26 protein-coding genes are annotated in these 23,961 nt (G+C 40.3%); 7 read left to right on the forward strand and 19 right to left on the reverse strand.

Annotated elements, in window-relative coordinates; translation table 11 throughout:
- Nucleotides 1-6: 6 nt before the first annotated feature.
- Entirely contained in the window at nt 7-921 is a 915-nt protein-coding gene (locus LEP1GSC195_RS10325) for a DMT family transporter (RefSeq protein ID WP_015681114.1), read from the reverse strand.
- Between the two features lie 42 nt (nt 922-963).
- Here LEP1GSC195_RS10325 and LEP1GSC195_RS10330 point away from each other — a divergent pair, with 42 nt between their 5' ends.
- Genes LEP1GSC195_RS10330 through LEP1GSC195_RS10345 form a run of 4 tightly spaced genes read left to right on the forward strand, consistent with a single transcriptional unit; the run spans nt 964 to nt 4,075 of the window.
- A complete protein-coding gene (locus LEP1GSC195_RS10330; RefSeq protein ID WP_015681392.1) occupies nt 964-2,175 on the forward strand; it encodes a hypothetical protein in 1,212 nt (403 codons plus the stop codon).
- On the forward strand, nt 2,156-2,821 hold the full coding sequence (gene ung, locus LEP1GSC195_RS10335) for a uracil-DNA glycosylase (protein WP_015682213.1): 666 nt from the start codon (nt 2,156-2,158) through the stop codon (nt 2,819-2,821). Before LEP1GSC195_RS10330 ends, ung begins: the two co-directional genes overlap by 20 nt.
- Nucleotides 2,811-3,698, forward strand: a complete 888-nt coding sequence (locus LEP1GSC195_RS10340) for a DMT family transporter (protein ID WP_015682399.1) — start codon at nt 2,811-2,813, stop codon at nt 3,696-3,698. Before ung ends, LEP1GSC195_RS10340 begins: the two co-directional genes overlap by 11 nt.
- Nucleotides 3,695-4,075, forward strand: coding sequence for a 4a-hydroxytetrahydrobiopterin dehydratase (locus LEP1GSC195_RS10345; protein WP_015680855.1), 381 nt, complete (start codon nt 3,695-3,697; stop codon nt 4,073-4,075). The genes LEP1GSC195_RS10340 and LEP1GSC195_RS10345 overlap by 4 nt, the downstream gene beginning before the upstream one ends.
- On the opposite strand, the gene LEP1GSC195_RS10350 is transcribed toward LEP1GSC195_RS10345, so the two are convergent.
- Nucleotides 4,076-4,999, reverse strand: a complete 924-nt coding sequence (locus LEP1GSC195_RS10350; RefSeq protein ID WP_015681089.1) for a porin OmpL1 — start codon at nt 4,997-4,999, stop codon at nt 4,076-4,078.
- A gap of 224 nt (nt 5,000-5,223) precedes the next feature.
- Here LEP1GSC195_RS10350 and LEP1GSC195_RS10355 point away from each other — a divergent pair, with 224 nt between their 5' ends.
- The 3 genes from LEP1GSC195_RS10355 (at nt 5,224) to LEP1GSC195_RS10365 (ending at nt 7,090) form a co-directional block, all read left to right on the forward strand.
- On the forward strand, nt 5,224-5,745 hold the full coding sequence (locus LEP1GSC195_RS10355; RefSeq protein WP_015682284.1) for a hypothetical protein: 522 nt from the start codon (nt 5,224-5,226) through the stop codon (nt 5,743-5,745).
- A gap of 7 nt (nt 5,746-5,752) precedes the next feature.
- Nucleotides 5,753-6,757 carry a glutamine-hydrolyzing carbamoyl-phosphate synthase small subunit gene (gene carA / locus LEP1GSC195_RS10360; RefSeq protein ID WP_269571289.1) on the forward strand — a complete coding sequence of 335 codons (1,005 nt, stop codon included), beginning with the start codon at nt 5,753-5,755 and terminating at the stop codon, nt 6,755-6,757.
- Nucleotides 6,758-6,904: 147 nt separating this feature from the next.
- Nucleotides 6,905-7,090, forward strand: a complete 186-nt coding sequence (locus tag LEP1GSC195_RS10365) for a DUF5808 domain-containing protein (protein WP_002984314.1) — start codon at nt 6,905-6,907, stop codon at nt 7,088-7,090.
- Here the strand turns inward: LEP1GSC195_RS10365 and LEP1GSC195_RS10370 are convergent.
- The 17 genes from LEP1GSC195_RS10370 to LEP1GSC195_RS10450 all read right to left on the reverse strand — a co-directional run bounded on the left by LEP1GSC195_RS10370 (nt 7,052) and on the right by LEP1GSC195_RS10450 (nt 23,815).
- Complete coding sequence (locus tag LEP1GSC195_RS10370; protein WP_015681244.1) at nt 7,052-8,095, reverse strand: hypothetical protein; 1,044 nt, start codon at nt 8,093-8,095, stop codon at nt 7,052-7,054. The two genes, LEP1GSC195_RS10365 and LEP1GSC195_RS10370, sit on opposite strands and share 39 nt — an antisense overlap.
- A 9-nt stretch (nt 8,096-8,104) precedes the next feature.
- Entirely contained in the window at nt 8,105-9,502 is a 1,398-nt protein-coding gene (locus LEP1GSC195_RS10375) for an MBOAT family O-acyltransferase (protein WP_015682627.1), read from the reverse strand.
- Nucleotides 9,503-9,512: 10 nt separating this feature from the next.
- A complete protein-coding gene (locus LEP1GSC195_RS10380) occupies nt 9,513-11,750 on the reverse strand; it encodes a GAF domain-containing protein (RefSeq protein WP_015680973.1) in 2,238 nt (745 codons plus the stop codon).
- 1 nt (nt 11,751) lies between these two features.
- The gene (locus tag LEP1GSC195_RS10385; protein ID WP_015681507.1) at nt 11,752-13,995 is read right to left on the reverse strand and encodes a hypothetical protein; all 2,244 of its coding nucleotides are present in this window, start codon (nt 13,993-13,995) and stop codon (nt 11,752-11,754) included.
- A 9-nt stretch (nt 13,996-14,004) separates the two neighbouring features.
- Nucleotides 14,005-14,301, reverse strand: coding sequence for an SLBB domain protein (locus LEP1GSC195_RS10390; protein ID WP_015682127.1), 297 nt, complete (start codon nt 14,299-14,301; stop codon nt 14,005-14,007).
- Nucleotides 14,302-14,348: 47 nt separating this feature from the next.
- Entirely contained in the window at nt 14,349-14,729 is a 381-nt protein-coding gene (gene atpC / locus LEP1GSC195_RS10395; RefSeq protein WP_015682541.1) for an ATP synthase F1 subunit epsilon, read from the reverse strand.
- 5 nt (nt 14,730-14,734) lie between these two features.
- A complete protein-coding gene (gene atpD / locus LEP1GSC195_RS10400; protein WP_015682268.1) occupies nt 14,735-16,141 on the reverse strand; it encodes a F0F1 ATP synthase subunit beta in 1,407 nt (468 codons plus the stop codon).
- Nucleotides 16,142-16,163: 22 nt separating this feature from the next.
- Nucleotides 16,164-17,033 (reverse strand): ATP synthase F1 subunit gamma, encoded by an 870-nt coding sequence (gene atpG, locus LEP1GSC195_RS10405; protein ID WP_040506641.1) that lies wholly within the window; start codon nt 17,031-17,033, stop codon nt 16,164-16,166.
- A gap of 11 nt (nt 17,034-17,044) precedes the next feature.
- Complete coding sequence (atpA, locus tag LEP1GSC195_RS10410; RefSeq protein ID WP_015681961.1) at nt 17,045-18,559, reverse strand: F0F1 ATP synthase subunit alpha; 1,515 nt, start codon at nt 18,557-18,559, stop codon at nt 17,045-17,047.
- Entirely contained in the window at nt 18,556-19,119 is a 564-nt protein-coding gene (gene atpH / locus LEP1GSC195_RS10415; protein ID WP_015682655.1) for an ATP synthase F1 subunit delta, read from the reverse strand. Before atpH ends, atpA begins: the two co-directional genes overlap by 4 nt.
- The gene (locus LEP1GSC195_RS10420) at nt 19,116-19,640 is read right to left on the reverse strand and encodes a F0F1 ATP synthase subunit B (RefSeq protein ID WP_015680809.1); all 525 of its coding nucleotides are present in this window, start codon (nt 19,638-19,640) and stop codon (nt 19,116-19,118) included. Before LEP1GSC195_RS10420 ends, atpH begins: the two co-directional genes overlap by 4 nt.
- Nucleotides 19,641-19,642: 2 nt before the next feature.
- Entirely contained in the window at nt 19,643-19,927 is a 285-nt protein-coding gene (gene atpE, locus LEP1GSC195_RS10425) for an ATP synthase F0 subunit C (protein WP_002975055.1), read from the reverse strand.
- 48 nt (nt 19,928-19,975) lie between these two features.
- The gene (atpB, locus tag LEP1GSC195_RS10430; protein WP_408605939.1) at nt 19,976-21,055 is read right to left on the reverse strand and encodes a F0F1 ATP synthase subunit A; all 1,080 of its coding nucleotides are present in this window, start codon (nt 21,053-21,055) and stop codon (nt 19,976-19,978) included.
- Nucleotides 21,024-21,404, reverse strand: coding sequence for a hypothetical protein (locus tag LEP1GSC195_RS10435; RefSeq protein ID WP_015681232.1), 381 nt, complete (start codon nt 21,402-21,404; stop codon nt 21,024-21,026). The genes atpB and LEP1GSC195_RS10435 overlap by 32 nt, the downstream gene beginning before the upstream one ends.
- A gap of 238 nt (nt 21,405-21,642) precedes the next feature.
- Nucleotides 21,643-22,656, reverse strand: a complete 1,014-nt coding sequence (locus LEP1GSC195_RS10440) for a DUF5018 domain-containing protein (protein ID WP_040506645.1) — start codon at nt 22,654-22,656, stop codon at nt 21,643-21,645.
- 246 nt (nt 22,657-22,902) lie between these two features.
- The gene (locus LEP1GSC195_RS10445) at nt 22,903-23,256 is read right to left on the reverse strand and encodes a MarR family winged helix-turn-helix transcriptional regulator (RefSeq protein WP_015680804.1); all 354 of its coding nucleotides are present in this window, start codon (nt 23,254-23,256) and stop codon (nt 22,903-22,905) included.
- A gap of 73 nt (nt 23,257-23,329) precedes the next feature.
- Nucleotides 23,330-23,815, reverse strand: coding sequence for a glutathione peroxidase (locus LEP1GSC195_RS10450; protein WP_015680651.1), 486 nt, complete (start codon nt 23,813-23,815; stop codon nt 23,330-23,332).
- Nucleotides 23,816-23,961 lie beyond the last annotated feature (146 nt).

Here is a 23,961-nt window from a genome sequence, read left to right on the forward strand (position 1 = left end):
TTCGATTTATTCTTCGCGTTTATTCCACTTACCCATTTCGGAAAACACAATACCGAATAGGGTAAGGCCGGAGCCAATCATTCCCACCGTTTCCAATCGCTCACCTAATACTAAATAAGCGAGAAAGAAAGAAAAAACTGGTTCCATACTGTAAAGCAGTCCGGCTCTCGCAGGCGGAACTGCTTTCTGGTACCTGGTTTGGATCTGTGTTGTGAATATTGTCGCAAAGATAGAAGTATAAATGATCCCAATCCAGAATTTCAAATCAAATTGAATAGAGACAGATTGGTTTAAAAATATGGATTCAACCGGAAACAAAGTGGTGGAAACGATCGCAATCAGAAGAATCTCAAAAGAAACAAGTATTTGAGCAGGAATTTTTTTACTAAAGATATCGATGAGTATGATGTAGATAGCAAAGAAAAAAGCACCGATCAGTGTCAGTCCGTCACCTAATCCAAAACCCGTGGACTGAAGGATTTCTTCATACGTTTTTCCGTTTTGTGAAATCAAAAATAATCCTGCAACCACAATCAAAACAGCAACCCATGTGCGTAAGGATGGCAACTTTCGTTCGATTATAATTTGTAACAAAGGTACAAAAATAACATAAGCACCGGTCATAAACCCAGACTGTGTAGCTGTCGTATAAACAAGGCCAATGGTTTGGAAGGCATAACCTAATAGAGCAGAACATGCCACTAAAAATGCGGGAAAAATATAGTCCCACCTGCGATTTGCTTTTGCAAACAAAGTCTTTCGGTAGAGCAGTAAGGTGACAATTCCTGCGAGCCAAAATCGAACGGCTAAAAATAGGAAGGGGGGCACCGAATCCAGTGCAAGTTTGATGACCACAAAGGTTCCACCCCAAAGAATGGCCGCAATCACCAAAAAGAGTTCCGGAGTTAAGATCCTGGACATATAAGTCAATCTCTTGAATGAAAGGTCCAGAGCAAGGAAAAGATGAATTGGAAATTTAGAATCCGAAAACCGCAGACCGGAACCACTTTAAGTTGGGAAGTGTATTTCCCGCCCGGCACGGCAACACAAGTTGGGGAAAAAATCAAAGAAATTCTGAGTTCTGTACCCTTACCAAACCAACCAGAACCGAATGTTCGAATTTTTTCGGAAAAAATCAAATTAGAAAATACCAATTCACACCAAATCACCTATCTCTTGTTTCATGGGCTTTGTTTTCGAGACATCCGACTAGTGATCGCACGAACAACGGATTGGGATAGTTCGGCCGAGGTGAGAGAAGAAGAATGGGATCGCATTTTAACAGAAGCAGTTGGAATCGCAAAACCATTGTTTACTGAACCGAATATAAAGTTTTATGAAATTAAAGAAAATCTCCATATCAGTTACTTCGAAGATGAAATTACAGTTTCTCTCTCGGTCATGGGAGAACCTGGATACAAACGGGGCATCAAAGCCACCTTCCCAACCAGTGCCCCAGTCCCCGAGGACTTGAGCCAAATTTTAATCCAACAATGTTTTGAAATCTTTTTAGTTTCTAAAGAGGATGTGGCAGCGTTATACATTCCATTTGCTGGCACTTTGACTTTTGCCACCGAATGGGCGTTACAATCAGAAAAAATCCCTCTCTTATCTTTACCAAGAGAATTTCTCTTCAAACGAATGGTTTTGTTCCCAGAAAAATCTTTAGATCATTATAAGAAAAAACTCAAAAGTTCATTACCTTCCACTTCTTACTCCACACCCATTGTCATCCAAGACACCGACCCCGCTTTAGAAAGTTATTGGTTAGAAGAATTCAATCGATGGAGACAATTAATACAAGTGAAGAATTGGGATCATAGTATCTCAGATTTTTTTAGGACCTTTCCTGTTTTGCCAGAAGCAGAATCAGAAACTTCTCATTACTTTTTACCACTAAACCCACCTTATGGACTTCGGAAAAATGAAAGAACAGAAACCGAAGAAAAACTCTATCAAAAAATCGGCAAACGATTAGAAGATCTTTTAAAACTCACGAAAAATCGCCCCAAACTCATTGGATTTATACTATGCCCTACAGAAGAAAAATGGAGCGATTGTATGCGAGAGCTAAGAAATTTTTCTAAAAAAACAATCCATGTCACACATGGAGGAATCGACTTACGAGTATTATACTTTCATTCGGAGGGAAGAGTTGAAAGACGTACAAATTGAACCTGGATGGAAGGAAGTCCTACAATCAGAGTTTGAGAAACCGTATTTTTCTAACTTACGGGAATGGGTAAGGGAAGAATACAAATCCAAAACTGTTTATCCTCCGGCAAAATTAATTTTCAATACCTTCGACTCTTGTCCCTTTGAGAAAGTAAAAGTCGTTATCCTCGGCCAAGACCCTTACCATGGTCCGGGACAAGCCCATGGCCTTTGTTTTTCTGTAAATGATGGTGTTCCTTTCCCACCTTCCTTACAGAATATTTTCAAAGAAATTGCGGATGATCTGAAAAAACCAATCCCAAAATCGGGAGACTTAACTCGTTTGGCAAACCAAGGAGTCCTTCTTCTAAATGCCACACTCACTGTCCAAAAAGACAAAGCAGGATCCCATCAGAACAAAGGTTGGGAAGAGTTTACCGATGCTGCTATTCATATTTTGGCAGAGAAAAAATCCAATATTGTTTTTTTATTATGGGGATCATTTGCTGGAAAAAAAGAATCCTTAATTCCACCAAACAAACATTTGGTTTTAAAATCAGCGCATCCTTCCCCCCTCTCCGCCTACCGAGGCTTTTTAGGAAACAAACATTTTTCCAAAACCAATGAATACTTAGTCTCTCAAGGAAAAGAGCCCATTGACTGGTAATGAAAAAAAGGGATATTTCTTTGTTTTTTTGACAGGAGTTTTTTTTGCCCTTGAAGTCATTGGATTTAAAGAAATTTTCCGAAACTATAATACAGAACCAGAGATTGCCGCACTCTTTGGAGTAGGTTTTGCTTTTTTCATCGTAACTCCCTATTTTCTCATCTCAAAAAAACGAAGGATAAAAGTTGTAACAACAATAAAGCGAGATGGAATTATCCTTACCTTAGGAACCATCTCTAATGCGATTGGAATTGTTTTGTATTACTATGCTCTCAAACAAACAGATTTGGGTCCAGCAGCGATTCTAATCAAAACAACAGTTTTGTATAATGTAATGCTCGGAGTTTTGTTTCTGGGAGAACGCCTAAAGAGGATGGAAGTTTTTGGCATCGCCATGGCAATTTTGGGAATTTATATGATCTCCACATTAGAAGGACAAATCAAGATTGTATCTGCCTTTTGTATTTTACTTAGTGCCTTTCTCTTTGCGATCCAAAGTTATATGATTAAAAAATATGTGCCTGAAATATTAGGCCTGGAATATGCTTACCTCCGACTTTTACTTTTGAGTATATTTTTCTTTCTCTATTCGGTTTCTATTGGCTCGTTTCAAATTCCAAAATTATCAATCATAATCATCCTTGGGTTATTCTCCCTGCTCGGCTATTTTTTAGGGAGGGCATTTTATTTCGAAGCACACAACTATTTACCCATCAGCAAACTGAATGCGACACTTCTAATCGAACCCATTTTCCTAATGTTTGTGGGGATTTTGTTTATGAATGAACCCATTGACAGTCAAAAACTGGTTGGTGCAGGACTCATTCTCGCAGGATTGTATCTGATTGTATTTCACAAACAAAAGGTAAAACAATGAGAGAACTTCCGAAAAACCTCAATGATTCAGAAATCCAAGATATCCTTCAATCCTACAAAGACTGGAAATTCGAGACCAAGGATGGTATTTCTTTTTTTATATTTATCAGGGAATTCAAAAATTTTAAAGAGGCATTTGGATTTCTCACAAAACTAGCGTTAGTTTCTGAAAAACTAGATCACCATGCGGAAATTTGGAATGAATACAATAAAGTGCGATTAAAACTTTTTACCCATGAAACAAATTCCATCACCACAAGAGATAAGGATTTCATCACAAAGCTGATGGATAATCAAAATAGGTTTCGATCTGTGAGTATAAAAAAAGCCGGGGTTGGAAACCAACTCCGGCTTTTTGATTTTTCAGTAAAGAACTGATTAAATCTCGATTTTGTAACCTACGCGGTAAGTTTGTCCACCCACTACTACTGGGTAAGCAGACCAAGGAGCAAGTGCAGTAGCACCACCAACAGATGTTACACCGGCAACACCCATTCCTGCAGAAAGGATAGTTTCCAATTCGAAGAAAACGTGACCTTTATCAGTTACTTTTGTTTGAGCTCCCACGATCCAGTTGAAACCGAATCCACTAGCACCAAATTTTGCATTTTCTTTTGCAACACCAGGGCTTGGAACATCACCCAAAAGAGCACCACCACGACCAAGTAGTGGAGATCCGCCTGAACCAAGTCCAGCAGTCATTAACTCTAAACCAGGAGCGTTGATAGTTCCTGATACGTTCCACATACCTTTAAAGTAGTTCACACCACCACCGATATAAACAGCAGTGTCGTTAGCTGCATTGTACAATTTAACCCCAATGTAAGTGGGAACAGTTACAGCAGTATAATTCCACTCTTGGTCTAACCATTTGTAACCCATGACAGTGGAAGTAGTATCCCCACCAGCAATTTTAGTTGTATAGTTAGCATTGATACGGAAGAAAAGATTATTGAATCCGAAGATTCCTTCTTTTTCGTAACCGATGTTGATGTTACCACCAGTCATAGCTCCGCTGTTTTTCCCACCAATGACTCCACCAGTAGTTCTTTTTAAGCTGAGCAATGTGTTTTCAGCATAAATCGCTTTTTGTTGTCCACCAGTCAAAACCCCTGCATTGTTAGTTACAGGAAGGCGAGAATCGAGACCATCTTTTGTGATGGTTCCACCGAGTTGAGCTAGGTCGAATTGCATACCTAGACCGACCATAAAATACGAACGAGGACCAGTTTGTGCGCTTAAGCTACCTGCTAAGCACAAAAGTAAGAACCCCATCATTCCAAAGCGAAGAGATTTAAGCATGTGATGATTACTCCTTAGTGAGTGTTTCCTGAATTTTTTTTCGTACCTGTGGACAAACGAATGCAAGTGAGCAGCCATTCATACCGACAATTGCAATGAAACTAGTCGTTCTTCTAGGATTTGTCAAATAAAATTGTTAAATCTAAACGAAAATTGTGTTAAATGTGGTATTTCGAATGAGTCTAATGCCGTCTAAACAACTTTTCCTTATTTGCAGATTGTTCTTGCTTTTTGTTCTGTTTTCGAGCGATCGCTTTGCAACAGAACGCAAAATCATTCGTTTTTCAGGCGAATTGGTGCATTGGGATGCAAAAGGACCAGAACCACAGTTTCGTTACCTCGATCCTACCAATCTCCGGGAAAAAACCATCTATTGCGATGCGGAGACCATGCGATTGGTCCTTGGAAACCAATCCTTCGAAAAACACCATATCGAAGGAAAAGCCACCCAACTGAATCCCACTTCCGATGTTTGGCTTTGTGTCGGAAGGCCCCATGTTTTTCAAAAGTTCCAGGTTTCCGTGAGTTCAACGACTCCTCAGTCCAAAAATATCCAAGGACAGGTGGTAGAAGCCGACGGGAAAACAGGGCAAATTGTCTACTTAGTCCGAGGGAAACGTTCCTATCTAACCATCGAACCCGCTTTGGCTAAGGAGATGGAGGAATCCCTTTCCCAACTGCAAACTGTTGAAATCAACGGGGATTACCGTTATGATAGGATAAAACGCTATTACATAAAAGATTGATGAATTTTTGTTCGTCATTAGCGCTCGATTCTTTGGAATGGATTTGATGCAGGCTTTTTTGGTTTTAGCAAACGGAACGGTCATGAAGGGCCGATCCTTCGGTGCAAATAAGAATTCGATAGGCGAGGTAGTATTTAACACCTCTATGGCGGGCTATCAGGAAATCATCACTGACCCCTCCTACAAAGGCCAACTCGTGACCCTAACTTACCCCATGATTGGGAACTATGGAATCAATCCAGACGATATGGAATCCGACCGGATCCAGGCGTCAGGGCTGATCGTCAAAGAATACGTAAAACGACCTTCCAATTTTCAATCCAAAGAAACTCTCAGTGAGTTTCTCATCCGATTTGGTGTCCCTGCCATTGAAGGAATCGACACACGCAAACTAACACGTATGATCCGAAATTCGGGCGCCATGTCTTGCGGTATTTTTATCAGTGAAACTTATGAAGATTCCTTCTTAGAAGCAGTCAAAAATGCCCCTTCCATGGAAGGCCAAGACCTGGCCCAAGTTGTCACTTGCGAAAAACCCTACGTGTTTGGAGCCCACTCTCCAAGTAAGTTCAAACTAGCAGTCTACGACTTTGGAATCAAACGCAATATTCTCAAACTCCTAGATACAGCTGGGTTCAATGTCCATGTTTTTCCTGCAAAAACAAAGGCTGAAGATTTATTGAACGATGGATATGATGCCTACTTCCTATCTAATGGTCCAGGGGATCCAGCTCCGTTAGATTATGCGATTGCTTCGGCGAAAACAATTATGGATGCCAAAAAACCTCTCTTTGGGATTTGTTTAGGCCATCAAATCATAGGCCTTGCCCTTGGGAAAAAGACAGCCAAACTCAAGTTTGGTCACCGTGGTGGAAACCATCCGGTTGTAACGAAGAAACAGGTAAAATCGAAATCACATCACAAAACCATGGTTTCCATGTTCTTGGTGAATCATCTAGTGAGATGCCGATTACAAGGATCAACCTGTTTGACAATACCGTGGCTGGACTGAAAGTCGCGAGCCTTCCTGTTTGGAGGCATAATGCGGACTCCGGAAGCCTGTCCTGGTCCTCATGACTCGGCCTATCATTTCAAAGAATTTTATACTATGGTAGAATCCTCTAAATCGTAAGCTTTGGTAAATTACGGAGGTTAGTTTATGCCATACAATGAAGATAAAAATTTCTGGGGTATTCCTTACGGAACCGAAATCACAGCAGAAGCATTTGTGAAAGATATTTGGGATCCTAGCACTGAGGAAATCCTCACACCAAAACAATTTTTTGGTCTTGGTTGGGGAATCAACCTACATGCCCTCGGACGACGAGTGGGTGTGATCAAATAATTTCTTCTTCAAAATCTTTGACAACGCATCTCTTCCTTTTTGGTTGAGGTGTGTCAAATCTCCAAAATACTGATAATCCTCTAAAAACACCGATTTAAAATCAAACACTGTCACTTTCGTCTGGTTTGTATCAGATGTGATTGTTTTGAAAAACTCATCTGCAACTAAGTTAGCCTTTGTTTTCAAAATATCTTTTTCCATCTTTGGAGAAAAAGGAATCCGGAGAAAAATTACTTCTACATTCTGCTGATTCCACAATTGAAGAAAATCTAACCATATCCGAATCGAAAGATCTCGTCTCCCAGCAAGGATTTGAGAACTGTTACTTGGAAATTCCTCCAGCTCATCTAAAGTGGGATCATCACCTATTGATTTCCAAACCCAAGAACCCTGACTTGTTTCCATACTTTCTTTTATATATCGAAACTCTTGTTTCCTTCGCGGGATATCCGATTGTGCAATGGGATCGTAAACTAAACGGTTTAGATTAGAACTGAGCCCAAAAAAAGGAAATATCTCAATGATCCATTTCCAACTTAAATCTGTTAGGTTAGAAAAGTATGCTTTGCGTAATAACGGATGAGTAAGAGTATTTAAGGAAAAGTTTCCAAAGGAAAAGAACAATTGCCGGTTAGCATCAGTCACCGAATTTTTGCTGGTATTCAAAGGAGAAAGGTTTACGTATACCCTATTCAATTTCGGGAACTCACGAACAACTTCTAATGAATCGGCAAGAATCCCCTCCGGTTGTTGGCTGGGTTTAGGAAAATATAAAACCTCATCCGCTTTTACACCTTCTATTTCCGCAATTAAGTCAGGAGTAACTCCGCTAACAATTTGACTATCACCTAACACCAGAACCTTCGCATTAGAGGAAATTTTTCGTTTGTTTGCAAAATACCAATACGAAGAAGTAGTTTCACAAAATGGAATGATCCACTGCACAGAGAGGTGCATAAAAAGGGAAAGAAGTAGAATTGTGGATAAAAAATATCGTATTTTCATAAGCAAAATTCAAAATTGAAAATAAAAAAAATCCTGTTTCCCAAATGGAGAAAATAACGAAAACCAAAGGAAAAAAAAGAAAAACATAATCATAAAGGAAAAAGGTTTTGTAGATATAAAAAAGTTAGGACGATCTGTGTCTTTCCATTCCTGCCATAAATCAAATACCAATAAAGGTAAGGTGGTGATGAGTATCATCAGCGGAATAGAAGACAGGTTTGGCAAATGAGATAAATTCCTTAAAATCAAATATGTTTCAGAAGGAGACTGGATACGAAACAATAGGAGGCCCAAAGAAAAACTATAAAAGGTTAAAAAAGTTCCGAGTAGGGATTGGAAACGGCTCTTAGTTTTTACCAAACCATAGTGTTTCAAACATCGATATAAAACCAAACAAAGTCCTAAATACACTCCCCAAATCACAAATCCGTAACCTGCACCATGCCAAATCCCTGCGAGAAACCAAACAACCATTAAGTTTGCATTCTCGCGGAAAAAACCATGCCGATTACCGCCTAACTTAATGTAAACATAATCGCGCAACCAAGTGGAAAGGGAAATATGCCATTTAGACCAAAACTCCGATGGATTAGAAGAAAAGAAAGGTCGTTTGAAATTATTCATTAACCGAAACCCCATCATTTCCGCAAGACCCATGGCACAGAGAGAATAACCAAAAAAGTCCGCATAAACTTGAAAGGCAATTACCGGGGCAACGATCCACAAAATTCCTGGTTCTAACGATTCGAAGGATTGGGCATGAATTTCTACATACCGAGAGAATGGATCGGCAATCGTAGATTTAATAAAAACACCCCAGATAAAAAGAGAAATTCCATTCCAAATATTTTCTCTCGTTATTATTTGTTTGGATTCGATTTGTGGAATGAGGTTTCCCGGCCTTTCGATCGGGCCTAGTAACAATAAAGGAAAAAACAAATCATAGATGGCAAAAGTAAAAAAGTTTTTACAAGGACGAATCCTTTCATCATATACTTCGATCAAATAACTGATATTATGGAATGTATAAAAAGAAATTCCAATGGGCAAAAGGATTTCTGGTTTCCAAACCAAGCCGGGAAATCCGAAACCCATCTTTAAATCAGAAAACAATTCCCAAACAAAGATAAAATATTTAAACACACCAAGGTAAAGTAAATTGGAAGTAATTCCGAAAATAAAAAGGGTCCTTCGAGTTTTCCCAGAGAGATGAGGGATGTACCTCGCCAAACTATAATTAAATATCACAGAAAAGAGTAGTAAAACCGTAGCATTAATATTCCATTGCGAATAAAAATAAATACCGAATGATAAAAGTAGGTACTTCCGAATTCGATCCGATACATGATAATAGATTAAATAGAAAAATAGGAAATGCGACAGAAAGGAAATAGAGTTAAATAACACCAGTCGTTACTTAGGCTTCTTCAACCATTTCCAAAAATTGATTTTTGTCCTTGGTATCATGAGGATAAGATAAATTTAACACTCTATAAGTTGCCCGAAAAGATCCAATGATCGCATCTTCCTTTTTCGCAAATGAAGATTTGATTTTTTTAATCACAACATCTGTTTCTTCTTTATCCTTTCCATGAAGGACCATAGCAAACTTTCCCTGCCCAACTCTTGTAAAAAAATCCAATTCTCCAATATGATCCATCATAGTTTTACGGAGAGCATCCGCATAACGAGCGAAAGTTCCAGTTCCTACTAAATGGACCATTCTGGAAACATTTTGAATTTTGAACAAGGAAACTGTGAAGTTAGTATTCATCTGAGATGCTTTTTCAATTTCTGCTAAGATTCTAGTTTCTAATGGATTGAATGGATTTCTAAACAAAGCCTCTTTCTCTTGTAAGATAAGAAGATTGGCAAATACAGGGGCCGAAGTTTCAAGAAGAGTTACAGCTACATCCCGAGTTGTATCCGTCCATGCAGAACCGGTGGAATGGACAATGACCATACCTACAAGCCAATTCAAATTGATGATCGGTAGAATTGTAAACTCACTCATAATTCCCAATTCATCATTGGTAAAAATGGATTTAAGTTCTGCATCCTCTCTAAAGTTTTCTAACTTATAAACTCCAGCTACGTTAGAAACCATCCCAACGATATCGGAATCTTTACTGAGCCTAAAGTCTTTTGCGCGTTCTGGTAGTATAAAATTAGAACCGAATACAATGTAATCAGAGCGAGTTTCAGAATCTAACACTAAAAAGGAAAATTGTTTTACACCTAACTTCTGCTTAATGTTATCAATAAGAAGATCGTAAGCTTCGTCCATTTTGCGAACACGAGCAAATTCACGAGCAAATCGCAAAACAGATTCATTGATTTCAATGACATCTTTCGCCTGAACCAAATGATCATTCATCGATTCAAATTCAGATACTCTTTCAAAAACAGAACCAGCAATATCACCAACGATTTTTGCAAATTCCAAATCATCGGTGATGTATTCTTCCCCATTGATTAGTTTTCCAAGGGATAATACCCCGAAACATTTTTCGCCGTGACGAATGGGGACGAGGATTTCAGATCCCATTTCATTTAATAATCTGAGTTCTCGATCAGGCAACCTTGAGGATTTAAATTCACCGGCATAGATGACTGTTTCTGAATCGGAAATACGAGAATAAATTTCATCACTTGGAGAAAGATACCAGGAATCTTTGGATTGAATTCCTTGAGCCGCCACTGCTTCCCATTTTGGATTTTTTGGATTCGTAGAAGTGAGAACCACAACAGAGTTACATCCCACTTGTCCAATTAAACTATAAACTAAGTTGTCGAAATAATCAGAAAATTCTTTGGAAGATGCAATTTCTTTTGTAATTTCAAAAATAGCTTGGTAGTTTTCGATCCGTTTCTTTGAAGCGAGATGGTAAGACATGGGAGCTGTGCCAAAATCTGATTCATCATCAAAGAGCACATCTTCGCCTATAGGTGCTGGATCCTCTTTTGTAGGCCTAAGTGGTTGTTTTGCTGCTTCTTTTTTAGCATCGTTCTCCCACTCGTCAAATATATTGACTTCAGGTAGAGGGGCATCTGGCTCAGATGTATCCTCATGATAATCCCGATCTATTAGATCATCACCAAAGTCTGGTTCGCTTGCAGGAGTGGGTTTGGATTCAGCTACTGGTTCTGAATTAGATTCTTGTGGTTCCGTCTCTTCTTCGATTAAATTGGAAGAAGGCTCTTCATCGAAAGAGGGCAAATCAAAATCTAACTCAGGTTCTGCCTGAGTTTCTGGGTCCGAATCTTCATCCGAGATGGGTTGGTAGTCGCTCGGGCCATCATCTAAATCATTCTCTAATTGTGGAAGTGGATCTTCATTCCAGACTTCATCAGCTAACTCACCAAAGTCGGCGTCTGAAAGTTCTGGTATATCGCTTAAATCAAATTCTTCTTCTCCGTCCGGACTCGGGAGGTCTCCAATTTCTGTGGCAAGGGTATCAGAAAAACTATCGTCTAACCATTCCGAGTCGGAATCTGCTATAGGTACTGAGTCTTTTTTTACGGGATCTGTTCCTTCCCGAAACAACTCTGCCTTTTTTAATAAAGACGGCTTTTCCTGAATTTTTGAAGGAGGTTTTGGAGTTGAGGCCCCCGAAGCTTTTTTGATCTCTTCGGCTCTATCGAGGAGTCCCACTTTATAACTCCAATTCTTTCATCATTTTTTTGTATAATTCGAAGTATTGAGATTTTGAAAATTCCTGAATTACATCATCAGGAAGATTTCCAAGGAGGTTATCTAAATAACCCAAAACTTTTTTGCGTTCGCCAACTGATAGATTTTCTTCGCCTATATTTGCAAATGCTTCGGTTGAGGATTGTTTTGCATCTGGAGCAGATACGTCTGATTTACGAAGCTCTTCCAATGGAGAGAGTTTTCCTTCCATTGCATACTCGTCTAAATCAACTTCGTATTCTTCTGAATCATCGGATGCTAAGGTTGGGACTCTTGTATCTTTAGATTCCTTTGTTGTAAGATCAAAACTATCGTCAGCTGCGGAATCGGAAGTTAAATCTCCAAAATCCATCTCATGTTCATGTTCAACTAAGTCATGTTCATCGATAGAAGTTAAATCAAAATCAGATGGTTCTTCGTCACCTGTTTGTTCCGATAAAGAGAACTCCTCTTCAAGAGGAAGATCAGCAATATCCTCTAAACCTTCACCCGGAAGTTCCTCACCCAAAATTTCATCCAGGCTTTCAGGAGATAAAGTCACATCTTCTTGTTCAATGTCCTCTTCCTCAGAAGCAGTGATGTTTTCTAACTCTTCCATTGACAAGGCAATGGATTCATCTTCTTCCTCTTCAGCCAGCACGTCCGATTTAGGAGTTAGTTCCTCTTCGTAAGGGAGTGGAGCACGATCAAAACTATCCACCAATTCTTCTTCAGAACTTTCTTCCGCATCTGAGGCAATGGATTCTAATTCTTCCATGGAAAGGGCAATAGGACCTTCGTCTTCTTCATCCGAAGATTCAAAACCTTCCATTTGACCTTCGAGACCTTCTTCAGAATTTTCAGATTCTTCCAGATCTGATTCAGCTTCTCCCAAATCAAAACCAAAGTCATCACCCAAATCTGTTTCTAGTTCGTGAGTTTCTTCCAGTTCGGAATCTTCAGATTCTTCAATTGGATCGCCTGCAATGATATTACCAAGTTCGTCAGGGCTTAAGGTAATGGACTCATCTTCCAATTCCTCATTTAAGATATCAGCAGTTGGCTCTTCAAAGTCTTCTTCGATTGCTCCACCAGAGATATTTTCCAATTCTTCTAAAGATAGAGTGAGAGGACCCTCGTCCTCTTCTTCATTTGAAGGTTCTTCTTCTGGCAATTCAAGATTACCACCTAACAAATCGAAAGAGTTATCTTCTTCATCAGAAAAACTAGGGAGGTCAGATTCATCATCAGATGTTAAAAATTCTTCTTCAGAGCCAAGAGTTTCTTCTAAACTTGCTTCGCCACCAGCACCAAGAATACTTCCCAGCTCTTCATCGGAAAGTGTGAGGTTCTCATCTTCTTTGGTTTTGCCAAAAAGTTCTTCTTCTTCAGGATCCACAAGCGGTTTAAAACCAGTGTCTTCTTCTGCTGTCCCAGGTCCTAAATCATCTTTAGGTATAAAAGAATCTTCTGCATCATGATCTGTTAAATCAAATTGAGGTTTTCCTTCTTCATCGAAGGCAAGGTTTGTATCAATTTCGGAATCATCCAAATCTAAATCAAGATCGGAATCCTCATCGATAAGAGCATGTTCTTCTTCATCAAAATGAGAACGTTCAACTTCTCCTGAATGGTCTTCCTCTTCTAAATCACCGGTTATATTCTCGAGCTCTTCCAAAGAGAGAGAAATTGGACCTTCCTCTTCTTCTTCTAAATCTTGTTTTGATTTTTTAGAAGTCAAAATTCCATCTTCGCCGTTTAGAATCGATTCGATTTCTTTATCAAGATCGATCAGATCATCATCAAATTCTAATTCAAGATCATCGTCATCAGCATCGTTAGATTTGTTATAAGATTGTTTGGTTTTATTAGGAGTTTTGTTTTGTTCTTTTTCTGATTCTTCTTCGTAATCAGAAAAATCTGCATGAATGTCTTCATCATGTAAAATGGGATCTTCTTCCCCAAGTAAATTAAGATCAGAATCTAAATCTATATCTAATAAATCATCATAAGTATCATCGGAGGAGGCAACCATATCCGAAATAGAATCATCTTCGTCATCAAAAGCAGAGATATCTTCTAGGTTTGGGGCTTCAATCCCTGGCGATACATCCATATCATCATCGCCCATATCAAAATCATCCAAATCCAAGGAAAACGAGTCTTCATCGAGCACAGGTTCGATGTTTTCTAGATCTTCGTTTTTATTCTTTTCTTGATCCGCCATTCGCCTCGATTACCGTTTTCCCAAATTTAGCACCTGGCCATCCTCTAACGGCTGTTCCAAGATACTGTCCTCCGTTTTGATTTGCGCTCCGGGTAAGTATCCACCCGCCAATTCAATCAAATCCTTCCCATTCGAACCCGCATCCAATGAATAAAATCCGGGATTCAATACTGGCCCCTCAATTTTAACACGAATCGGTTCTTCAGAATAGATTCTTTTTCGCAAATCAGGGTTTTCCTTTAAGTAATAGAATCCGGCAAAAAGTATCGATACCAATACAAAACGTCGAATCCAATCTACAGCCAAAGGAAATCCCCCTCTGGTATATTTTCGGCAAGAAGGGGGGAAAAAAATTAACGTTCGTGCAGTAAAATGCGAACTTTTGCTTTCTTTAGAAGAATTTCTTTGTCTTTGGAGACAGGAAGGGCTTCTGCTTCCTCAAGGAGTTCCACTGCGTGGTCATGGGACAAATCATCCTCGGAATCCCCACCTTCGGTAAGGACACGGATTTGGTCATTTCTCACTTCGCAGAATCCCCCATCGATCGCAATCCGGAACTCTTTCCCTGCGGTATGCAATTTGATAAGCCCAAAATCCAGCTGGGACACAAGGGTTGCGTGCCCCGGTAAAATTCCAAAATATCCCACAGCACCAGGCAGAATCACAGACTCTGCCTTACCTTGGTAAAGGATTTTGTCAGGAGAGATGACTGTTAAAGTCAGTTCTTTACTCATCCTGATTAACCTTTGAGTTGTTTCGCCGCTTCGATTACTTCGTCAATCGATCCGACCATGTAGAATGCTTGCTCTGGAAGTGTGTCATATTTACCTTCAATGATTCCTTTGAAGGATCGGATGGTATCTTCCAATTTCACATACTTTCCAGGTCGACCAGTAAACTGCTCTGCTACGTGGAACGGTTGAGAGAGGAACTTCTCTAAACGACGAGCGCGAGACACAAGAATTTTGTCGTCTTCAGAAAGTTCGTCCATACCAAGGATCGCAATGATATCTTGAAGGTCTTTGTATCTTTGAAGGATTCTTTGTACTTCACGCGCGGTGTTGTAATGTTCTTCTCCCACGATTTGCGGGTTCATGATTCGAGAAGTAGAATCCAGTGGATCTACCGCAGGATAAATTCCTTTTTCTGAAATCGCACGAGAGAGTGTAGTCGTTGCATCTAAGTGAGCAAAGGCTGTCGCAGGTGCCGGGTCAGTTAAGTCGTCGGCAGGAACGTAGATCGCTTGCACCGAAGTGATGGATCCGCGAACTGTTGATGTAATACGCTCTTGTAATCCACCCATTTCAGTAGAAAGAGTTGGTTGGTAACCTACCGCAGAAGGCATACGACCAAGGAGAGCTGATACTTCAGAACCCGCTTGAGAGAAACGGAAGATGTTATCTACGAAAAGAAGGATGTCAGATCCGGATTCATCACGGAAGTTTTCCGCCATAGTGAGTGCCGAAAGTGCAATACGAAGACGAGCACCAGGAGGTTCGTTCATCTGGCCAAAACAAAGAACTGTTTTGTCAATAACTCCCGATTCCTTCATCTCATTCCAAAGGTCATTTCCTTCACGAGTTCTTTCACCCACACCAGCGAACACAGAGTAACCACCATGTTGTTTTGCGATGTTGTTGATAAGCTCTTGGATAAGAACGGTTTTTCCTACTCCGGCACCACCGAATAGTCCCGTTTTTCCCCCTTTGATATAAGGAGCAAGTAAGTCGATGACCTTGATCCCTGTTTCAAAGATTTCCGTTTTAGGTTTAATTTCATCATAAGAAGGTGCGTTTCTGTGGATTGGCATTCTTTTTACGTCTTTTGGAAGGTCACCTAACTCATCGATAACCTCACCTAACACGTTAAAAATACGGCCAAGCGTTTTTGTTCCTACTGGAACAGAGATCGGTATTCCTGTATCAATTACTTCGAGTCCTCTTTTTAATCCGTCTGTGGATTGAAGGGAGATGGCACGAACTGTGTTGTCTCCGATGTGCTGTTGCACTTCGGCAGTAATCGTAACATCTTTGCCGTTTACTTTAGATTGAATCTCTACGGCATTGTAGATTTCAGGCATATTCCCGGAATCAAAACTGATGTCCAATACCGAACCGATGATTTGTTTAATTTTACCTTTATTCATATATACTCCGAAAGACCTTTTGTTAGGAGATGGCTTCCGCTCCCCCTACGATTTCTGAAATTTCCTGCGTGATTTTTGCCTGACGAACTCGGTTGTAACCGCGGGTAAGAAGTTTAATCATCTCACCGGCTGCATCAGTTGCCGCCTTCATAGCAACTCTACGTGCAATGTGTTCGGATGCTACCGACTCCAAAATGATCTTAACAAAAGTTGTTTTGATCACCATAGGAAGAAGGTTTTCCAAAATTGTTTTTGGATCTGGCTCATACAATACATCAGGCCCGGTAGAACCTTTTGACCCAGTTTCTTCCATTTTCAAAGGAAGAACCGTAGTGATCTCAGGTTTTTGGTTGGCTGCCGAATAGTAATGAGTGGAAATAATTTCAACAGAATCCACTGATTCATTTGCAAAACGTTCCATAAAATACGAAGCAAGATCATTCGCTTCTTTGCTTCCCGCTTTATCATCGATATTGGTATGTGTTGTTACCAAATCTACTTTTGCAAATTTAAAGAAGGCGATCGCTTTTTTTCCAGCTGCATGGACTTCTACTTCCACACCTTTGGACTTCAACTCTTCGATACGATTTTTTACCATACGAAGAAGGTTGGAGTTAAAACCACCGCATAACCCACGGTTAGCGGCAATTGCAAGGATAGCAACTTTACGGATTTTGTCCGGCTTCCTTAAGTAAGGGCTGTGGATGATCGACGCAAGGCTAGACAAAGAAGAAACTAACTGACGAGTTAAGTCGGCGTATGGTTTCGCCGCGTTAACTTTGTTAGTCGCTTTTTTTGCCTTTGCCGTGGAGACCATCTCCATGGTTCGAGTGATTTTTCTCGTGTTTTTAACCGAGTTAATCCTCTTTTTTATCTCACGCGGTGTCGCCAAGATCTTTCCCCTTAATTATTCTTTGTCAGAAAATGTTCGACAATCGATTTGATTGTTTTTTGCAGAGCTGCTTCTTGTTTTACTTCTTTTGCAGTTCTGATTTCTTCTAAAATTTCTGGGTGTTGTTCTCTCATGGTTCTTAGCAGGAAAGTTTCGAATTCACGAACCTTTGCTGTTGGGATTGTATCCATAAAACCTTTAGAAACCGCAAAAATAGAGATTACTTGTTCTTCTACTGGAGTCGGTGAGTTGTTTGGTTGTTTAAGAATTTCAAGAACTCGGTAACCGCGATCAAGCTGTGCTTGAGTCACTGGATCGAGTTCTGTTCCTAACTGCGCAAATGCTTCCAAGTCACGGAACTGAGCCAAATCTGACTTCAAAGTTCCTGCTACTTTTTTCATCGCTTTGATTTGCGCTGCCGATCCCACCCTTGATACAGAAATTCCCACGTCCACCGCAGGGCGAAGGCCCGATGCAAAAAGGTTGGACTGGAGGTAGATCTGACCATCAGTGATGGAGATTACGTTAGTAGGAATGTAAGCTGATACTTCCCCTTCTTGTGTTTCGATGATCGGAAGTGCAGTCATTGACCCACCACCAAATTTATCATCGAGTTTCGCTGCTCTTTCAAGAAGGCGAGAGTGAAGGTAGAATACGTCCCCAGGATATGCTTCACGACCTGGTGGGCGGCGAAGTAAAAGGCACATTTGTCTGTAAGCTACAGCTTGTTTGGAAAGGTCATCATACACTACAAGTGTTGCTTTTCCTTCTTCATACATAAAGTATTCAGCCATAGTTGCGCCGGAATACGGAGCAATGAATAACATGGGAGCAGGTTCTGATGCGTTTGCCGATACGATGATAGTATACTCAAGAGCACCTTTTTCACGTAACATTTCGATAGTGGAAGCAACAGTAGATGCTTTTTGTCCAATCGCTACGTAAACACAGATCACACCTTTTCCTTTTTGGTTGATGATGGTATCGATCGCGATGGAAGTTTTTCCCGTTCCGCGGTCACCAATGATAAGTTCTCGTTGTCCACGACCAATTGGGATCATGGCATCGATTGCTTTGATTCCTGTTTGCATTGGTTCATGAACGGACTTTCTCATCGCAATCCCTGGAGCTGGTGACTCAACAGGTCTTGTTTTTTTTGCGTTCAGTGGTCCTTTCCCGTCGATCACTTCCCCAAGAGGGTTCAGCACTCGGCCAAGGAGCTCCGGTCCTACCGGAACTTCGAAGATCTTTCCTACACGTTTAACGGAAAAACCTTCTTCAATTTTAATATAATCACCAAAGATTACAACCCCTACGGAGTTTTCTTCTAAGTTGAAGGCCTGTCCTCGAACTCCGTTTTGGAATTCAACAAGCTCTCCTGACATTACGTTAGTGAGTCCGTAAACTCTCGCAATCCCGTCCCCTACTTCGAGAACCGTTCCAACTTCTTCAACTTGAAGGTCTTTTTTGAAGTTTTTAATTTCTTGTTTTAGTACCGACGTTACTTCGTCTGTTTTAATTTTCATTCAAATGCTCCGACTGGGATTTTCTTTTGGAGGAGAGCCTCTTCAATTCCGGCAAGTTTTGCACGGATCGAGGCGTCGATTAAAAAGTCGTCTATATAGATTTTGAATCCACCGATGAGGTTAAGATCCGTATGTTCAGTGACACGAACTTCGCGTCCGAACTTGGAAGAGATAGACTTGATGATTCGATCTACAGCTTCTTTGCCAAGAGAATCTTTGGAAACAATGCGGAGAGAACTACGATTTTTAAGTCGGTCCACTCCTGTTCTATAATCTTCCAAAATATCCTTGAGGTATAGAAATCGATTCTTACGAACCACAAGTGTAATGAAGTTGGCAACGATTTCCGATGCCTTCCCTTGAACTGACTTTTCAGCAGTTCTTACTTTCTCAGAAGGATCAACTAACGGAGAAAGGAAATAATGGCGGATTGACTCATCGGAAAAGAAAATATCAACTAAAGTTGAAAGTTCCTCTTCCGTTGACTCAAGCGAGTTAGCTTCCTGAGCTAACTCCAAAAGTGCCGTTGCGTAAACCTTTGAAATTTGGTTCAGACTCATTTGATTTTAAGTTTATCGAGTTTTGCGATCTCTTTTTCGACAAAGGAAGCATAGTCTTCCTTCTTTAATTGTTTCTCCAAGATCTCACTCGCGATGAGAACGGACATTTCCACAATTTGGTTTTGCATTTCTGATAAGGCTCTGCCTTTCGCTAGTTCGATTTCTCGAATTGCGCTATCTTTAATGCCTTTTACTTCGTTGTGTGCTTCATCCGTCAAACGAGTGCGGAGAGCAACTGCATCCTTTTTAGCTTCATCTACAATTTTATGCGCTTCTTCCGTTGCTTTGAAGAGTTGGTCTTTGTATTCTTTTAAAGACTTTTCTGCTTCAACACGAAGGGTTTCTGCTTTGTTGATATCGCCTTGAATGCCGGAAGCACGTTCTTCGAGAGCATGAAGGATCTTGTCCCATGCAAATTTTTTAAGAACTAAGACAACAACCCCGAAAGTGACCAGGGTCCAGATGACCAGACCCGGATTGACTTTCAGCAAATTGAAGCCGGAAGCCGCGAGGATAGCCAAGACTATTGTCCTTGTTCTACTTTAGTGGCACCAGCACCAATTGTTTTATCAATTGAGCCATTGAGTTTGAGCGCGATAAGAAGAGCGATCACCACTGCGAAAAGTGCTGCCCCTTCAATCATACCTGCTGCTACGTAAAGAACGAGTTGGATCTTTCCCGCTGCTTCTGGTTGGCGGCTAATGCTTTCTGCCACTGATCCACCAATTCTACCAATACCGATTCCTGCACCAAGTAATGCAAGTCCTGCTGCGAGTCCTACTGCGATGTATCCTAAACCGAATTCCATTGTTTTCGTTTCACTCCTGTGTGTTTTATAATATAAATAAAACCAATGTTAATGTCTATGCATCACAGTCCCGATGAAGACGGACGTGAGCAGAGAGAAAATGAACGCTTGTAAAAAGGCTACAAGAAGTTCTAAAAAGTAAATGAGCACCGAACTGAGTACAGAGACTGGTGCAATGAACCAACTTTCACTCATAAAGATAAACCCAAGTAATGCAAGGATCATAACGTGTCCCGCAGTCATGTTAGCAAGTAACCTCATGGTTAACGCAAAAGAGCGCGCAACGTGAGTGACTACAAACTCTAAAACCCACATGAGTGGCCAGAGTGGGAGGGGAACTCCCTTGGGTACGGCATGTGCTACGAAGGAAATTCCTTGGTAGGAGAATGCGGTTCCATAAATAGTAAGTAAAGTTAAAGATGCTAAGGAAAGTGTGACACTGATGTCACCTGTAGGAGTGATTCCTGACCATACTTGACCGAAAGTATGGAGTGCATGCGGAGTGTGTTCAAACAATCCTACAGCAACTAGTGCATCCGATGCTGCGACCGTAAGCTCACCCACAGAAGGAACGAGTCCAAAGAGGTTACAAAAAAGGATAAAGAAAAACAAAGAGAAGATGTAATGGTAGTAAGAATGTCCGTGGTGATCGAGAGATGCATCCACAACATTTTCTTTTAGGTAAGAAACAAAAGCCTCTACACCAGAAGTGAATTTGTTATGAACCTTTTTTGGATTCCTGGAAATCAAATTGGCTGCGGGAATAAAAACGATGAACATAAAAAAACAAGCGATCCACATCATGGTCACTCGTTTGGTAATGTGAAGGTCGAGTCCACCTAAGTAATGATACTTCACGCCATCATGGTTGATGAAGACATCATGGTTTTCTGCATCAAAGCCAGGTTGACCTTCCGTGACGATGGTTCCACCAAAGTTCAGCGGGAACACAGGGGCATCACCTAAGTGGTGCGCCATGACCTCGCTGAAATCGAAGCCCTCATCAGAGCTGTGCCCTTCCGAATCATTGGCAAAAAGATTCGTAAAACTAAGGGAAAAAACTAATAAAAAAGATAAAAAAAACCGATATTTAGACTTATTTTCCACTGAAATAGCTCGCAAATACAAGGAAAAGAAGGTGGACGAAATAGGCAATTAAAAATCCAGAAGTTGCCTCAAAAGGGTACTCTAGGACCTGTAAAGCAGTCAAAATACCCAGATTTAGAAAAAAGGAGAGGAATACTGTGAAAAAGGGGAAGCCAGAATCCGACAAAGCAGGGATTTTTCTCGGAAGAAAGCGAAGTTGCAAGATTGCCATTTGGATGGCAAAGGACATCGCACCACCGAAATAGAAGATCACACGATATCCATCTGCCACCAAACCAGCAGTTAACGGAAGACTTAGAATGAATATAACAATTAAGTAAGTAAAGTAATGTAAATGGAATCGTTTTAGATTGATGGTATTTAGATCCATTAGTTGCAGTTTACTTGGATGGGGAAATGGGGGCAAGTAGGATTGGGGTTTGGGTGGGGATAGAATGGTATAGTTCCCCGCCCTAATCGAATTGGGTGGGGTTATCCACCCGCCACCCAATGACTTCCATATATCACATGTTTGTTGGCAAATAAAGAAAGATTTCTAACTTACAAATTTTTTATAAAAATAAGTTCATATTTTGTATACATTTGGAGGCTCAAGCTGACTGCATTCTCTACAACGGCGAAAGCCCATACTTCGTATTCAGATAAAAAAACAATTTCTGAACATCCGTTTCCGTCAGATCAGTATTGAAGAATAAAACTTCTGCGATATCGGCATCGAGATTTCCATTTCCTAAATAAAGAGTATTAGCGGGACTACCACCGGAATAATCATGAACAACGGGGACCTGTCCTTTCACAATTCCATTCCAGTATTCGCTTACAGTCGAAGACAATACCTGAACAGAGCCAATTGCTAAAAAATGTGATTTTAGGATTGGTAATGCTGATACTGTAATGCAACTATAGCCATTTCTACAAACCAAATATTCTGGATTTGGATGTTCGATACTAATTTCACGTCCCTGCCCGCCGTGAAGGTTTAACAACGTTATTCCACCTGTAACTGTATTCACTAATCTCATCACAAAAAAAACACTTCCGCTATTAGTTACATACAACCCAACCGCTCCAGATGATAAATCCATACGCGATGTATTTGAACTTCTGAATTCGGCTACCGGATATCCCTTGACCTGGTTCATTCGAAACACAGGTCTTTGGATGGTATTTGCTTGAACAATATGATTCCCATACCCACTAACATCAGTCCAAGTTGCTATTCCATCCCCATCATTTAATGTTAGCTGGTCAGCCTTAAACCAAAGTCGTAGGGAACCACCACCGAGAACACGTGGTGCAACCATTTGGACAGTATATTCGTTGGTACTACCATCGACCGCTTTGACAGTGTATCTCAACGGTATTGCATAAGAGTTTGAAGTAACTCCGCTAATTTGTTCGACGCCATTTACTGTTACAGAGACTCCATTTGTTTTGAATTGAGCAACATAGGAAGCAATCGAAGTAATGGTTTCGGAAGTAATAACAATTTGATTATCGCGAATCAATCCCTTGGTACCAAGACTGGGAATGGAATACTCTAAAATCTCCTTTGGGAGCGAAGGTAAATAGGTTTTGCCACAAGTTTGGCTATAATCGGAGGTTGCCCACTTTAACAGCAAGTTGTTACGGAAAGTAGCTTGGTTAGGATCACAGGGATTATCAGTAATTGTATTTTTACAGGAGATGAAAAAGAAAATTACACAAAAACAAAATGGTAATGTGAATCTAAACAAGTGAACTGTTGGCCTCAATTTCATTAACTCAAAAGACAAACTAACATCGAATAATGTTTAATGGTTCAGAGATTTAGGTTTTATCGTCAAGTATAAAAGAGGAAATTAAATGCCGAAATCAAAATCCTCTCTTTAGATAGAAGCAAATTGATCCAAAATTTCTTTTAGTTGAAATGCTTGCTTTTCCTCAATACCAGATAAACAAAAAATTTGCTCCGGGATGGCTTTTGCTTTTTCTCGCAATTGTTTTCCATTTTTTGTGAGACTAACAATCACAACACGTTCATCATCAGGATTTCTCTTTCGTTGGATCAACCCACTTTGTTCCAATCGTTTTAATAATGGTGTCAATGTTCCCGAATCTAATTGTAATCGTTCTCCAAGCCCGCTAACAGTGTTTTCCTCTTCTTCCCAAAGAACCAACATAACAAGGTATTGTGGATACGTGAGTCCCACCGCCGCAAGTAGCGGACGGTAGATTTTCATCAACCTGTGCATCGAAGAATACAAAGAAAAGCAAATTTGGTTCTTCAAAAGAAGAACCTCATCTGTGGGATTCTTAACCTTTGACAAGTTTTTCGATATCCTTTTCAATATCTTCCGGTTTTGTGATGGGTGCGTATCGTTTAACAACGTTTCCATTTTTATCAATTAAGAATTTTGTGAAATTCCATTTGATGTCCAAGGAGCCAAAAATTCCTGGTGCTTGTTTTTTTAAATGCAAGTAGAGTGGATCTGTGTTTGGTCCATTCACTTCTAGTTTAGAAAAGATAGGAAAAGTTGTAGAAAACGTTCTCTCGCAAAACAATTTGATTTCTGCGTCAGATCCAGGTTCTTGTTGTCCGAACTGGTTGCACGGAAATGCCAATACTTCCAAACCTTTTCCTTTCCAGCGATCGTAAGTCTCTTGAAGGCCTTTGTACTGAGGAGTGAAGCCACACTCGCTAGCCGTATTCACTATCAAAAGCACTTTATCTTTAAACTGCTCCAACGGAACTTCCTCGGAACCTCGTTTCACCTTGATATTATAAAATTCATCTGACATGTTTGGTCTCCCTAATTACCAATTAGATTGTGCACAATTTAATTTTGTTCAATCTTTTTATTAAAATTTTGAGAAATCGTGAGCTGTGGCTCAAATGGGTCGTGAATCTATATATCCCCGCCCTGACTTGGGTGGGGAACTGAACC

The organism is Leptospira wolbachii serovar Codice str. CDC (assembly GCF_000332515.2).
In the GTDB taxonomy this organism is placed as follows: domain Bacteria; phylum Spirochaetota; class Leptospiria; order Leptospirales; family Leptospiraceae; genus Leptospira_A; species Leptospira_A wolbachii.